This window comes from Streptococcus pseudopneumoniae IS7493, assembly GCF_000221985.1.
In the GTDB taxonomy this organism is placed as follows: domain Bacteria; phylum Bacillota; class Bacilli; order Lactobacillales; family Streptococcaceae; genus Streptococcus; species Streptococcus pseudopneumoniae.
The window spans coordinates 30,454-44,040 of the sequence record NC_015875.1 but is presented as its reverse complement, the minus strand read 5'-3'; the positions used below and the strand labels follow the sequence as shown (position 1 = coordinate 44,040).

Below are 13,587 nucleotides of genomic sequence, written 5' to 3'. Positions count from 1 at the left end.
ACATTCTTGTGTTTAACACTTCCAATAATAATGACGGTCCACTCGACCACACCAACCTATCGCCAATATAGCGCTTGACAATCTCTCTACTTCCTAACATGATTCTTACTCTATCTCTCATAGCTTCACCTACTTAAAAATATCGTAAATCGTGTGAGGGTCTTTGGTAGTAATAGCATCGTACTGCTCTTGCGTACCGGCCCAATAGTTGAGTGCCTGCGAACCGTTCTGATTGACAATGTTCTGACCTGGAACTCCACTTCGCCCTTGTTCACCATCGTTGACATTATCCAAATGGGTAAAAGCAGAGGCTCTCAATCCTCTGTAATTCACTTCAATGCGAACTTCAAACCAACCACCAGAACGCTGAGAAGCACTCCATGTGCCAAATTTTCCTGCTGAATCAGGGGTCTGATTTCTCAAAGAACGCCAGTTTGTATAGCCAAAACCACGGTAGTAATAATCAAGAGTATAGCCGCTCGTGACTGCTTCGCCATCGTAGAATACATCCGCAAACAAATTCAATCGGCTAGTAGAGCCATTCTTATAAGAACCCTCAATACGAACGCTGGCATTCAAACTATGCCCATTATCCCCTTTTAAGCTATCCCGTTGAGTCGGTGTCAGCGTATCGAATGATGGACGATTTTCTAAGGCGGAAATCCTAGCCTTGATGGGGATATCATTGTACAACTCCCATTTTTGGGCATAAGTAGACAAGTCTTGGTGGGAGGTCAAGTAGCCTTTCTCTTCCAGCTCCGCTTTTGTAACGAGGGTTTCTGGATGGACTTTCGGTCTACTCTCAAGGGTGTCCAGTCTTTTCTTAACCTCCCTATCCTTTAGCTCTGAGTCTTCTTTGATAGCCTTGACATCCTCACCGATTGCTCTTGCTAGATTTTCAAGGTTACTCATAGCACTCACGCTTTCGCTGCGTTATAGATTGCGACCAAGTCAAGGTTGGCAATCTGGTCTACACGTCCGCTGACTTCAGTTACTTTGCCAAGAAGTGCGCTATTTTCATCTTGTCCCATACTTGTGATTTTTTCCGCGATTTCTTTCAGTGTGTCAAGATTTTCAGGCGTCCCCTCACCCAAGATTTCAGCCTTAACTTCAGATTTAGCTTGGGCGATTGCTTGGTTCATGTCAGACGTGCTGACTTTCGTTTTCAGCTCTTCGTTTACCTTTTTGTTATCTTCCCCCACTGCCTGCGCAAATGCTGTTAATTTTGTAGTATCCATTTTGTGTTACACCTTTCCTAAATTGTAATAAAAGAGCAGGTCTGGCAATTCCTGACCTACTGGGCTCTCGCCTACAGTTCTACCTGCAAGCTGTTTCTCAACTTCTTTTGCAATATCCAGCTCTTTTAAAGCATGGACTTCCTCTGTGACCAATTCTTTATCTGAGGCGACTATCTTGATATGGACAGATTTATCACTGGGGAAAACATAGCCTCCAGCCGTGATTTCCAAGCGATAACTCCCAATGGGCAAGATAGCGTCCAGATGAAAACTCACACCTTGACCGGTAACGGTTACCTGCTTCTTCCACTGGTAGCCCTCCTTGGTCAGACTGATCAGTGCCTCCTCCCCTTCCAGAGAGGAAATCACTTGGTAGTCTTCGTCTAAGAGGGCAAAACCAAAGGTGGAAGCCAAGTCCCCTTGCTTAATCAGGTGACCACCGTCAATCTGTGCGAGATTGGTCATATTGAGATTACAGACCATTCTGCACCTCTTTCTTTACTGTTTACTTTGTATCAAGGTTTTCAGTTCTCTCACATCTTCACCTAGCGATTTGACCTGTTCAGCCAGCACCAGAATAGCCTTATTTTGTTCGTCATGGTTATCCAATCTTTTGTTAGCCGACATTCGAAATTCGCGTAAGTTCTCAATGTCTTTTTCTATGGCTGTCATGCGATTTTCCTGCTTGGTTGCCCTGTCCTTCATGGAAAAGTACAAGACAACCACAGGAATCAGAGAAAAGAGAAACCGAATCAATAAGTGCTCAATCTCTGTCATAAACACCTCGCTAGTTTGCCAGATGGCTCAAACCACGTCGCTTCAATTCCTTGCGCACACGGTCTTTCCAGCGTTTATGTACCCATGAAAAGTCAACTGCTCCACGTTCCAGTAGGTTGATGTACATGTCGATTTTTGCTTGATCTAGTGTAATCTTACTCATTGCTGCTACCTCCATTGTCTTCACTAGGGCTCTCTTGGTTTGTCGTTTCAGAAATGTCATCTTCTTTCTCGCTTTCTTTCTTATCTTCTACCGCTGGGGTTGGTTGTGCTTCTTCAGCTTGGTTTTCTGTGTCCGTAACCTGAGGGGTGTCCTCGTCGGTCTCCTCTTTCTCCCCCTGGTCAGGCTCTCCTTGAGCTTCCAGCTCTTCCAATCGCGCTAAGATATCCTCAATATCCTGAGCATTCTGGAGATTGACCTTCTGCATGCCATCCATGAGCTGGTTGGCTCTCTCCAGCGCTTCCGTCGTCTTAGCCAGTTGTTCTTGGTTCTTGACAATGGCGCTTGTTGGGTCCAGTTCGGTGCGAACCAATTCCAAAACCGCTTGGATAAGGGCGTCCTCACTATCCTGTGTATGGTCACCTGGCAATTCGCACTGCTCATAAGAATAGCGCCCCTTGTTTTCCATCTTGATTGCGACAACTGTTACATTTTCCCCACCTTTCAAGTAGGGATTGATTGCTACTTCGTAATTCATTCCTTATTTCCTTTCATTTTAGCTTGCGTTTCGTCAAAAAGTTCTTTAAGCGCTGGGTCATATTCCAGCACCGCCTTAAAGGCCTGTAATTCAGCCAAAGCCAGCCTATGGTGTACATTTAAATGCGCATAGTTCAATTCGATATCAGCCAAACGGTCGACGAGTGACTCAGCGACTAGCTTGTCGATTGTGTGATTATCCATGTCTGTTCTCCATTTTTTCTATTTTTTGATTTAATTCTTGAATGGCCTTGATTAAGTAAGGAACTAAAGCGGTATAGTCTATATGTAGATAGCCATCTGGATTCTCAGGATCTCGTGAGACAATTCTTGGAACGATGGTTTCAGCCTCTTGAGCTATTAGACCAATCTCCTCATGTTTCTTACTTTCGATGAAATCAAATGCAACCATTCTTAATCTGTTGATTTTGTCCAAGGCTTTCACAGCTGTATCTGTGATGTTCTCTTTTAAGCGTCTGTCTGATTTTTGTTCCATCCAATACTTCACGCTACCACTACCGACCTGATTCCACCAAACAACCGCATTCCTTCCGCCTTTGGGATTCCAACCATCACCAAAGACGTCTTTACTTCCAAGTTCGATACCATTTAAAAACACAGGAGAACGAGAAAAAGTAGTATTCCCATAGAAGTTTGCTCTCGATGAATTCGAAAAGTCAACCCTACCGTGGAAATTTGCTCCGTTTCGGCAATGCATGTTTCCTAACGTTGTCACATACCAAGCATTGGGGCCAGGACTGTTCCAATTGTAACCCCAGTTCGCCCAAAATGCGGTATTTTCGCCATTGTAGCTTCCGCCTTCGCCGTTTCCCATGCCGACCGAGAATTGGTTGACACCAGAAATCCAGCGACCTCTTCCTTGAGCAAAACGACCAATTGTAAACCCTCCTATTTGACCCTGATAAGCTTCTAAGAAAGTCGAGCGATTCACAACTGATTCAATCTTAGTCGCAAAGATACGTTTAGAAGTTAGTTCTCCAATAAAGGCGTCGTTGGCAATAAGTTTTCGAATAAAGGCATGATCAAACTTTACCTTATCAGCTGTGACCGCTTCGGCAGCTAAAACAGCTGTCGTTACTGAACCTGATTCAAAATTAGCTGTCTTCAACTTATCAACCATGGCAGACTTGATGACTGCTCTGTCAATCAGGGTCTCGCCTGTTATATGGGTTAATTTCCCAGAAAGACGATTATGACCATTGGCTCCTAGATTGATACCCGAAATCAAATCACCTGCACTGTTGATGTTTTGAACCAACCAGGAGCCAGCTAGTTGAGTCATTTTTGTTTGCGTTGCTTCAAGCTTCTTATTCGCATCTGCGACTGCATCTTCTGGATGTGGTTGCCATGTTCTAGGTTTATAACCTTTGTACAAGTCAACTTCTGTAATATACAAATCAGCTGTTTCTGATGATGAGCCATTGTTCTCAAAACGAATGTAAGCATTATCCATTTCTCCGGAATTAAAAGTTACTGAGACATCTTCGCATCTAGAGGTAGATAGTTTCTTGCTACTAACAACTTTCTTAAAGATTGTGAATCCATCGCTCTCGCCTGCTCTTCGTCCCAAAATATAAACATCATAGCTTGCTAGAGCACTGTTGTTAAATCCTCTAAAATTCAGTACATAGTCAGTATTTCGTTCAAGATTAAAACGGTGACTAGACAAAAAGTTTTTGTTTTTAGTTGCATTGCTTAAACGCATAAGGTCTTTCTGCCCGTTGTGATAAAAGCTATGCTTAACCAATCTTCCTAAATTTTGAGTTGAGACCCATTTATTCGTATCATTTTTAAAATCACTATTCTTAATGAGGTTAGGGCCGCTTACACTATATTTCCCAACCTCAACCTGAAACAGTTGATTGGTCATAGCCATGCGAGCAACCTTATCCGCAATTCCATTTTCAGTATTACCCAGAATCCGCTCATAGAGTTGACTACTCTCCCTCACACGCTGGAAGTCAGTAGTCTCTACCTTACCTGCCAGTTGATGGGATAGGTTCGCAATGTTCCTGGTCATATCCTGCTTATAAGTTGTTATTCGGCTTGAAATATCCCTAAATGTCCCGTCGGCAGATTGACGATAGCTAGCTATTTGGCTAGTTATTTCTCTATTCGCACTCGTTTTAACTCCTTCAATTCTCCTATGAATCCCCTCCACGTCTTCTTGATAGCTTGATTTCCCTACATAATCTCTGGATATCTGCTCACGAACTGCTCTTGCTTGTCTCGCGCTCTCCTCACGAGTATAGCGCTGTAAGCTTTCCTGTCTTTGACCATCTTGAGCAACATAGGCCTGAACAGCCGACAAATCCGTTCGCAATTCCTGCGCTGTTCGCTCAAAGCTAGCCTTAGCTTGTGTGATGAGACCATTGGTGTCTTCAAGCGCTGGACTCCAGTCTGTCGCTAGGGTACCTTTTTCAAGTTTAATCCTACGAATGAAAATAGTTCCTCCGTATCCTAAATCTGAATTGAATAGGATCATCTGTAGCTTGGATTCAGAGGGCGCATCCTCTTTAAAAAATACCGGACCTGTAAGCCTAAATCGCTGCCACTCCCTAGTCGCAGTGGACTTTGTTTGTCCCTCTATACCAAAGCCATTCCCACCATTATGCATCATGTGGAAAGGAAAAGAACCATCAACTTCATCGAGTTTACAATCAAACGAGAGAGTCCAAGTTGTCCCAATATCGGACTTTGAAAGATAGGGATCTAGATTATCAAACACAAAACCAAAACTAAAAGGAGACTGTTGAATTTTCTCGGAATCACGATAATAGTTCCGACCACCAACTTGCATATTTGAAAATTCTTCTCGCAATTTTCCAGCTTCAGCCACAACTAAGGTCTTATCTGCCTTGTCCTTGGTTGCGTTCAGGATTTCCTGGCGGATAGAGCCAGCTCGCACCTCAAATTCAGCCTGACTCAACTTCTGATTTAGTTGTCTGCGTGTCTGTCTCAAGACTCCTCACAGACTGCCTAATATTCTCAGCAGTCACGTTGAGGGAGCTGATATCCGCTTTGGTTCTGAGACCTTCAGTCAAACGCCTCACTCCAGCATCAAGCGCATCAGCGCGCTGATTAAAACGAGAGGTCATTGTTGAAATACGAGTAGAGCTCTCTTCTTGTATACGGTCTATCTGACTCGTCAGAGTCTCTGCTGTTTGCCTGACTTCTGATTTGTTAGCTTTCCCTTCCATTCTGTTCGTCAGTGCAGTTAGCCTGCCTTTAGTCGTCTCTTCATATCTTGCCTGAGAGCTTCTGACTCCAGCCAAGTCATTCTTTATCTGACCGAGAGCTTGAACTTGTTTGGAAATGTCAGTTTTAAGTTGCCTTTGCTTGGAGCTTATATCATTGGTAACTGTCTGCTTTAGAAGATTCAAATCACCCGACAAAGCCGTCTGAGCACTCCTAGTCTGCGACTTAAACGCTTCAAGTCTAGCAACAGAATCCAGCCCAATACATGCAGTCCTCTAAGCGATGATGAACTTCTTCTGAATCAAATTGGGAAAGATGGAGCCTCATAATCCAGTTTAGCAATTATTTCTTTGTGGGAATCCTTATTGATGATATCTATAATTTGGGCATTAGGGTCTTTGATATCGAGTAGTTTTGTGATAAAATGTAATTGTTCTATATGATTCTTTCTAATGATGGTTTGGTTGCTTTTCATTATAGATCTTATGGGACTTTTTTCTACAACCAAAACGGCTCCATAATATCCATAGGGGATTTACCTACTACAAATATTATAGAGCCAAAATCTCCAGCCTAGAGAACTCATGAGAGTCTGAAAGGGTAAGGTATTTATGTTTTGTCATAGTAGAGCTCATTTCTAACTTAAACATCTCACACTAAATTCCACCATAAAAATCTGTTTTAGACCAATTTCCACTTTGACCAGATAAGTGGGAGTTGTCCGAATCATCATTTTAGATAAATATTGGGTAAACATTGGGAAAATACTTGACATATATGTTGTAGAGGAGTATAATGATGGTGATTCAGGTGATTCAGGTGATTCAGGTGATTCAGGTGATTCAGGTGATTCAGGTGATTAAAAACAATAATAAAGAGGTGACCTAAATGGGGAAGAAAAAGATGATTTTTGCCAGCCTAGCCAGTGCGGTAGTTTTAGGGGCTAGTCTTACTAGCGTTCAGCAATTGGCTGTAAAAGCTGATGAATCAAATACTACTAACACTAGCAAAGCATCCGAAAAATCTAAAAAGGATCTTGAAAAAGCGGAAGCAGCTAGAAAAGAAGCTGAAGCTAAAGTTGCTGAACTACAGAAAAAAGTAGAGGAAGCGAAAGCCAAAGCTGAAGAAGCTGCTAAGAAAGCAAAATCCGAAGCAGATGATGCTAAAGCTGCAGAAGAGGCAAAAGCCAAAGCTGAAAAAGCTAAACAGGCTGCTGATGCTGAGCTAGCTGCTGCTAAAAAGGAAGAAGCTGATGCTAAAGAAGCAGTGATGAAGGCCTTGACAGAACTTGAAAAGGATGCCGAAGCTAAAATTAAGGCAGATGACAAGATTACTGACAAAGCAGCAGCTATTAAAAAAGCAAAAGAGAGAATCGGTAAAGAAGATTTACTGAAAGCAATTGAAAGTGGTCAAATCAAGGCCAGTGATGTTGTAAAGGAATTGCCAACAAAGGAAGATGAAAATTCAGTTATTACTAGCAAAGATTCTTCTCTTCCTGAAGAGATAAAAGCTAAAATTCAAAAAGCTCAGGAGGATGATGCCAAACGTCCACAATCCGAAAAACTGCAAGACAAGGCGGATCAATTGGGGGATGAAATTGACTCTCTAACCAAGCAAGCTAATAAGGCTAAAGCCGAAGCTGAGAAAAAAGCTGCAACTCTGGTAGAAGAGCAGAAAAAACTAGAAGAAGCGAAAACAGCTCATGAAGCGGCACAAGCTGAATTTGAAAAGGCTTTAGCACTGGCTGAGTCTTATAAAGAAGATATTGATGCTCGTGTTGACGACTTCAATGAAACTCTAAAAAAAGCAAAGGAAGCGAGAGACAACGATCCAGAAGCGAAAGCGAAATATGACCTTGAAGATGCTTTGACGCAATTTGAGAAGGCTGCAGAAGATGAAATTAATGCTAACGACCAAATTAAGAACAAAGCAGCAGCTATTAAAAAAGCAAAAGAGGTAATCGGTAAGGAAGATTTACTAAAAGCGATTGAAAGTGGTGCGATTAAGGCTAGTCAAGTTTTGCAAGACTTGCCAACAAAGGAAGATGAAAGTACTTCAACTACTACCGGTGAACTGTACAGTAACATGGAGGGACTTCCAGATGAAATAAAAACAAAAGTTAATCAAGCTAAAGAAGCAGACAAGCAACGTTCAGAGTCAGAAAAACTGCAAGACAAGGCATATCAATTGGAAGATCAGATTGATTCTCTAACCAGGCAAGCCAATAAACTCAAAGCTGACCTTGATAAAAAAGCTAAAGAGCTTGAAGGAAAAGATGAATCTTCGTCAGAATATCAAAATGGGAAAGCTGAATTTGAAAAGAGTTATGAAGTTCTGGAATCTTATGCAGCAGAAATTAATTCTCTTACTGCAGAATTCAACAATACTCTTGAACAGATAGAAGGAAAGAAGAGTTCAGAAGAGAAAAAAGAAGATCAAGCTAAAGCTGAGCTTGAAGCAGCCTTGACAGAGCTTGAAAAGGAAGCGGAAGCTAAAATTAGGGAAGATAAGAGTATTACTGATAAGGAAGCGGCTATTCAAGCAGCTAAAGCGGCAATTGGTAAGGAAGATTTACTAGACGCAATTGAAAGTGGTGTTATCAAGGCCAGTGATGTTGTGAATGAATTACCAACAGAGGATGCTAAACCTGCCTCTGAAACTGGAGATAGGGTTGGTAGTATTAAAAGTCTCCCTGAAAATCTGAAAAAGGTAATTGAAAAAGCCGAAGAAGCAGACAAGAAACGTCCAGAGTCAGAAAAACTGCAAGACAAGGCGGATCAATTGGAAGATGAAATTGACTCTCTAACCAAGCAAGCTAATAAAGCCAAAGCCGACCTTGAGCAAAAAGCCAAAGCTCTTGAGGAACAAAAAAGAAAACTCAAAGAAGCAGAGGCAGCTCGTGCAGCAGCAGAAGCTGAATTTAACCAGGCGGATGCCCTTGTTGAGTCTTACGCAGACGATATTAATTCTCGTGTTGATGATTTCAACAAGACCCTTGAAGAAGTAAAAGAAGCAAAAGCTAAAGAACCAGCTAAATCGGAAGAAGAAACTCCAGCTCAACCCCAAGAAGAAGCAGATGCTAGAATTGCGGAGTTAGAGCAAAAAGCAGCAGAATCGAAGAAAACAGCTGACGATGCGACTGCTAAGGCTGAAAAAGAAAATAATGAAGCAAGAGAAGCTGAAAATTTAAAAGCTGAAGCTGAACAAGCTCAAACAGCTGCAGAAGCTGAACTAGAGAAGGCTAAAGCTGAGGCTGAAAAAGCAAAAGCAAAAGTTGAAGAGCTTGAAAAAGCAGAAAAAGCTAATCAGGAACCAGCTCCAGAAGAACCAGCTAAACCAGCGGAAGATTCAATGGCAACTCCAGAGCAACCATCAGAATCTAAACCAGCGGAAGATTCAATGGCAACTCCAGAGCAACCATCAGAATCTAAGCCAGCGGAAGATTCAATGGCAACTCCAGAGCAACCATCAGAATCTAAACCAGCGGAAGATTCAATGGCAACTCCAGAGCAACCATCAGAATCTAAGCCAGCGGAAGATTCAATGGCAACTCCAGAGCAACCATCAGAATCTAAACCAGCGGAAGATTCAATGGCAACTCCAGAGCAACCATCAGAATCTAAACCAGCGGAAGATTCAATGGCAACTCCAGAGCAACCATCAGAATCTAAACCAGCGGAAGATTCAATGGCAACTCCAGCAGGCGGTTCAATGGGTACAGGTTTCTTATTCGGCAACTCTTCATTCTACTACCTCAACAGTAATAGTTCTATGACGAGAGGTTGGAAAAAAGAAAATGGAATGTGGTACTTCTACAATACTGACTGCTTGGCTTCCTGAGCAAGAGAGCTACTTGCGCCAGCTTGTCTCAAAGCTTCCTCAGCCTTGCGCCTTGATTCTCGTAAAGGTTCATCATGAAAGCTATTGAAACGCTGATTGATAGTGTCAGACACTTCTTGCTTGACTTCTTCCGCCTTAGCCTTGGCAAGTTCTACTTGATCGTTAAAGTCCTTTTTGATTTTGTCGACCTTTTGGTCAAAATCTTTATCTGCTGCTTCAATCTGCGCTTGGATTTTGGCTTCAATGCCATCTTGTTGCTTAATCTGCTTGGTAATCGTACCCTCGTAAGAATACTGCGTATCATTTCCAGCTTTACTATCTGCGCTGATACGACCTCTTAGACCACCTTTGAAAGTAAAGCTCTGACTTAAGACAGGAACTTTAAAGGTTTCTTTCTTGTTGGTCTGAATGGTTACCCACTGCCCAACCTCAAGCAGTAAATGCCCTTGGTAGTTGAGATTATACGGATAGTAAGTCAGGTTTTTCAGCTTGTAATACAGGTCATTTAAAGCGCTCTGGGTCATGAAGACATTGTCTAGTTCCAAAGACCGACCTGTCTTCATACCAACCGTAAGAGGCTTCTTATCTGTCTTACAAGTAATACCAGCTATCTGATACTCAATCTCACTCTTGGTTAAACCATGTAGGAAGTAACTGTCTGCGTTTATCGTGATATTTGACTCAGTTAAATCACGGATTTCCATCTTCCCTTCTCGGTTGAAGAAACAAGACATCCCTATCATCTGAGTCATAGCGCTCAGCATATCCCTAAAGGAAAGTTTCTTTCCTTCAGGAACTTGCTCGACATGGTAACGCATCGCGCTGATTCCGAAATAGTCATTCGCTAACTCAATGCCTGTTTTCAGGCAGATTTCCTGAATAACCTCTCGTACTTCAGCTGGGAAATGCAAATCTGTCACATACTCACGATTGAGCTTAAACATACCATCCATAAGTTCAAGTGTGGTTGTGTTGCGGTTTCGGTCAATCTCAATATCGTTGATGAAGTATTCCCCCATCTTGACCCACTGGTAGGTATCCCCAACCAGTAGACCAATCTCAGGGTGCAGGGTATCCAGCTTATTGAACGTGGTAATGATACTGGTAAAGGTAATTTTACCGCTACCAGCGCAGGTTCCACCAGGCTTATAAGTATCGCCCTTGATGTAGCCATACTCAAAACTAGCCTCTTTGATATCCCGTGAAGTATAATCACCAACACGAATAGTCAGCGTCCTTTCCTTGGCAAACATGGCTCTGTCAAATTGTCGTCTGGTTAAAGCATCCATTTTCTTACCTCTCTACCAGATTAAATTTAGCGCCAGACCAAGGTTTAAACTTCTCAGTAAAGCTATAGCTAGGAGCTGTCCTATCACCGACGTAGAAAGTCTTTGTGACTTGCCCATCCATGGGGTCTGAATAAGATACCTCAAAAAATTCAGATGATACAGCATGTAAAAGCTGACTCATTTCTTCCTGAGTCAGCATGCCCCATTCACAGTCTAGTTTTCGCTTAGTCGTGATACGGTCACGCACCATGTCGCCATTGGCATTACGCCCTGTTTCTCCATCGATATCTTGAATACCGACCTGAAAAGATTTGGGAGGCTTCACAGCCACCCCATTGATTGTCAATTGTGCCATTTAACCTCCTAAATCTTGAGCAAGGTTTGACCTGCTCGTTCATGTTCCTTGTTAATTTCTTGGATAGCTACCCGTCCGAACTCATGGCCTGCGATTTGGATAACGATGTCGCCAGCCGGTAATGAATAACCTGTAGGTACATTATTAGCAGGCATTCTTTCAGCCAGTTTTTGAGCCAAGATAGAAATCCATCCTGTATTCCGTTCAAGAGGCATTACCGCTTCTTGACCAGCTTCTCCGACCCCAATGATGCTAGGAGAGTTGAATACACCGCCTCGTGCATACCAATCTACAGAGAATGATGGAATTCTAGGAGGCATCAAGCTGAAGCTACCAGATATATTAAAGTGAGGGAGTTTGATTTTTGGTAAGCTCCAATCAAAGTTAAAGAAGCTTTTTAGTTTATCGATACCACTTTTAACGATGTTTTTAGCATTATCCATTGCATCATTAAACAGATTCTTGAACCAGTTGGGGATTTCTTTCAAGGCATCTTGCATATTTTTCCATCTATCACCAAACCAAGAACCGATTTTTTGGAAAGGATTCTGAGTTTTCTTTTTTGCACTCTCAAATTTCTCTCCAAACCATGTATCAGCTTCTTTTACTCCATCTTTGATATCATTCCAACGGTCACCGAACCAAGAGCCAACTTTTTCAAAAGCTGAGTTCACTTTATCCCTACCGGACTTGAATTTATCACCTAACCAAGTGTTTGCTTCGGCAAGCGCATCTTTAGATTCGTTCCAACGGTCACCAAACCAAGAGCCCAACTTGCTAAATGTATTGCTTATTGCATCCCATCCTTGCTGGAACTTCTCGCCAAACCATTGACCTATTGGCTCAAAGATTTCTTGGAGTTTCGTCCATAGACCGCTGAAAAATTCGCCGATAGCTTGACAAATACCACTGATAAAATCACATAGTCCTTGCCATGCTGTTTTAGCAAACTCAACAACAGTGTCCCAGTTTTGGTAAAGCAAGACACCAATAGCAATTAAGGCTGCAATTGCTGCAATAACTAAAGTTATCGGACTGGTCAATACCGCAATAGCCCCATTGAGTGCCCATGTTGCAGCTGCTGCAACTCCTGCTGCAATCGATTGAGCGATCTCTGCCGCTGCTGCAAGTCCCATTTGTGCTGCATGAACACCCCAAGCTAGCGCTGATTTACCAAGTTCTAAAGCGGTTTTTCCTAACTCGGCAATCAATTTACCTGAATTGACTACAAAGTCTTTTGCATACAATGCATTCAAATAGATGGTTTCTCCGAAGCTGACCAATTTATCAAATGTCAAAGCTTTTAAAGCTAGTCCAAGATCTTTAATTCCGCTAACAATAAATGAAACCTTACCACTTAATAATTCGAATGCTCCTGCAAGTCCTCCAGCTTGTTCCGCCCAAGACAAGAACTTAATTCCTTGCCACACGGTTGCAAGCGTACCAATCGCATTAGCGATCGTGGAGATAATCTCTTTATTTTCTTTACACCAATCTGAAAAAGCAGTAAAACCATCAGCTACTAGCTTGATTGTATCAGCTAGTAACTTCAATGCCTCTAGTATGATACCACCTACTAAATCAGCGACAGTTTCAATACTTATACCGAATGTGTTAGACAAGAACTCTGCAAAAGGCTTCCAACTTCCTTCCCAAAGTATTTGAATAATATCAATTAGTCCGTTAAAAGCATTAGCAATAGAGTCAATAGCAGGGGCTACATGTTCATCATAAACACGACTTAAGCCATCGCCAAACTTATCAACAACACTCTCAATAGTTTCAAATATCGGAGCTACAATGTCCAAAAGACTTTGAAGCATTGATGAAATTTTAGGAGCGCTTGTCACAACGACTTTTTCAAAACCTTTAAACAAACTTCCTGCTAGTTTGCTACCGACTTCAACAATGGTAGATGTCAAGCTTAATAGAGTTGACACAATAGCGCTACCGATACGAACCGCACCGGTTGAGGTAATGACGTCGTAGAAAGCACTAGAAAAGGCCTGAGCGATGTTTCCTACAGCCTCTGCAATGTTACCAATATTATCAAACAAAGCGACTAGCGTCCTGGTAATGCGTTCTTTTTGCCTTCCAAGACCATTTGCAATACTTTCGGCAAGGAAAACACCGATACCTAGACCGATAGTAGCTATTGAGCCTGTCACTTGC

Annotated in this window: 13 protein-coding genes and 2 pseudogenes; 2 read left to right on the top strand and 13 right to left on the bottom strand. The window is 42.3% G+C overall.

The window, feature by feature from the left end; genetic code table 11:
* Positions 1-129: 129 nt before the first annotated feature.
* From SPPN_RS00260 to SPPN_RS13535, 10 genes and pseudogenes are all read right to left on the bottom strand, one after another.
* Positions 130-912, bottom strand: a complete 783-nt coding sequence (locus SPPN_RS00260) for a phage upper tail fiber protein (protein WP_000067166.1) — start codon at positions 910-912, stop codon at positions 130-132.
* A gap of 5 nt (positions 913-917) precedes the next feature.
* Complete coding sequence (locus tag SPPN_RS00255) at positions 918-1,238, bottom strand: hypothetical protein (RefSeq protein WP_000381729.1); 321 nt, start codon at positions 1,236-1,238, stop codon at positions 918-920.
* Between the two features lie 6 nt (positions 1,239-1,244).
* On the bottom strand, positions 1,245-1,721 hold the full coding sequence (locus tag SPPN_RS00250; RefSeq protein ID WP_000227060.1) for a hypothetical protein: 477 nt from the start codon (positions 1,719-1,721) through the stop codon (positions 1,245-1,247).
* A gap of 15 nt (positions 1,722-1,736) precedes the next feature.
* On the bottom strand, positions 1,737-2,015 hold the full coding sequence (locus SPPN_RS00245; protein WP_000134981.1) for a DUF7365 family protein: 279 nt from the start codon (positions 2,013-2,015) through the stop codon (positions 1,737-1,739).
* A gap of 10 nt (positions 2,016-2,025) precedes the next feature.
* Entirely contained in the window at positions 2,026-2,178 is a 153-nt protein-coding gene (locus tag SPPN_RS13335) for a hypothetical protein (RefSeq protein ID WP_000036642.1), read from the bottom strand.
* The gene (locus tag SPPN_RS00240; RefSeq protein ID WP_001105678.1) at positions 2,171-2,713 is read right to left on the bottom strand and encodes a hypothetical protein; all 543 of its coding nucleotides are present in this window, start codon (positions 2,711-2,713) and stop codon (positions 2,171-2,173) included. Before SPPN_RS00240 ends, SPPN_RS13335 begins: the two co-directional genes overlap by 8 nt.
* Positions 2,710-2,916 carry a hypothetical protein gene (locus SPPN_RS00235; RefSeq protein ID WP_000368698.1) on the bottom strand — a complete coding sequence of 69 codons (207 nt, stop codon included), beginning with the start codon at positions 2,914-2,916 and terminating at the stop codon, positions 2,710-2,712. Before SPPN_RS00235 ends, SPPN_RS00240 begins: the two co-directional genes overlap by 4 nt.
* The gene (locus SPPN_RS00230) at positions 2,909-5,695 is read right to left on the bottom strand and encodes a tail fiber domain-containing protein (protein ID WP_237701460.1); all 2,787 of its coding nucleotides are present in this window, start codon (positions 5,693-5,695) and stop codon (positions 2,909-2,911) included. Before SPPN_RS00230 ends, SPPN_RS00235 begins: the two co-directional genes overlap by 8 nt.
* A complete protein-coding gene (locus SPPN_RS14370) occupies positions 5,649-6,116 on the bottom strand; it encodes a hypothetical protein (protein ID WP_237701459.1) in 468 nt (155 codons plus the stop codon). The genes SPPN_RS00230 and SPPN_RS14370 overlap by 47 nt, the downstream gene beginning before the upstream one ends.
* Before the next feature lie 122 nt (positions 6,117-6,238).
* A pseudogene (locus tag SPPN_RS13535) lies at positions 6,239-6,370 on the bottom strand (ISL3 family transposase); the annotation flags it as partial.
* A 271-nt stretch (positions 6,371-6,641) separates the two neighbouring features.
* Here SPPN_RS13535 and SPPN_RS13070 point away from each other — a divergent pair.
* The gene (locus SPPN_RS13070; RefSeq protein ID WP_158306297.1) at positions 6,642-6,794 is read left to right on the top strand and encodes a hypothetical protein; all 153 of its coding nucleotides are present in this window, start codon (positions 6,642-6,644) and stop codon (positions 6,792-6,794) included.
* Between the two features lie 25 nt (positions 6,795-6,819).
* The gene (locus SPPN_RS00220; protein WP_000516765.1) at positions 6,820-9,771 is read left to right on the top strand and encodes a hypothetical protein; all 2,952 of its coding nucleotides are present in this window, start codon (positions 6,820-6,822) and stop codon (positions 9,769-9,771) included.
* On the opposite strand, the pseudogene SPPN_RS00215 reads toward SPPN_RS00220, so the two are convergent.
* The 3 genes and pseudogenes from SPPN_RS00215 to SPPN_RS00205 all read right to left on the bottom strand — a co-directional run.
* Positions 9,756-11,060, bottom strand: a pseudogene (locus SPPN_RS00215) (pblB); the annotation flags it as partial. The gene SPPN_RS00220 and the pseudogene SPPN_RS00215 overlap by 16 nt on opposite strands.
* Positions 11,061-11,064: 4 nt before the next feature.
* Positions 11,065-11,415: a DUF6711 family protein gene (locus SPPN_RS00210; protein WP_000068022.1), complete on the bottom strand. Its 351-nt coding sequence runs from the start codon at positions 11,413-11,415 to the stop codon at positions 11,065-11,067.
* A gap of 8 nt (positions 11,416-11,423) precedes the next feature.
* Positions 11,424-13,472, bottom strand: coding sequence for a phage tail protein (locus SPPN_RS00205; RefSeq protein ID WP_080564703.1), 2,049 nt, complete (start codon positions 13,470-13,472; stop codon positions 11,424-11,426).
* Between the last annotated feature and the right edge of the window lie 115 nt (positions 13,473-13,587).

Bases quoted from the DNA above. Each gene is read 5' to 3' on its own strand.
- SPPN_RS00260 (WP_000067166.1), bottom strand. From the start codon at position 912: ATGAGTAACCTTGAAAATCTAGCAAGAGCAATCGGTGAGGATGTCAAG.
- SPPN_RS00255 (WP_000381729.1), bottom strand. From the start codon at position 1,238: ATGGATACTACAAAATTAACAGCATTTGCGCAGGCAGTGGGGGAAGAT.
- SPPN_RS00250 (WP_000227060.1), bottom strand. From the start codon at position 1,721: ATGGTCTGTAATCTCAATATGACCAATCTCGCACAGATTGACGGTGGT.
- SPPN_RS00245 (WP_000134981.1), bottom strand. From the start codon at position 2,015: ATGACAGAGATTGAGCACTTATTGATTCGGTTTCTCTTTTCTCTGATT.
- SPPN_RS13335 (WP_000036642.1), bottom strand. From the start codon at position 2,178: ATGAGTAAGATTACACTAGATCAAGCAAAAATCGACATGTACATCAAC.
- SPPN_RS00240 (WP_001105678.1), bottom strand. From the start codon at position 2,713: ATGAATTACGAAGTAGCAATCAATCCCTACTTGAAAGGTGGGGAAAAT.
- SPPN_RS00235 (WP_000368698.1), bottom strand. From the start codon at position 2,916: ATGGATAATCACACAATCGACAAGCTAGTCGCTGAGTCACTCGTCGAC.
- SPPN_RS00220 (WP_000516765.1), top strand. From the start codon at position 6,820: ATGGGGAAGAAAAAGATGATTTTTGCCAGCCTAGCCAGTGCGGTAGTT.
- SPPN_RS00210 (WP_000068022.1), bottom strand. From the start codon at position 11,415: ATGGCACAATTGACAATCAATGGGGTGGCTGTGAAGCCTCCCAAATCT.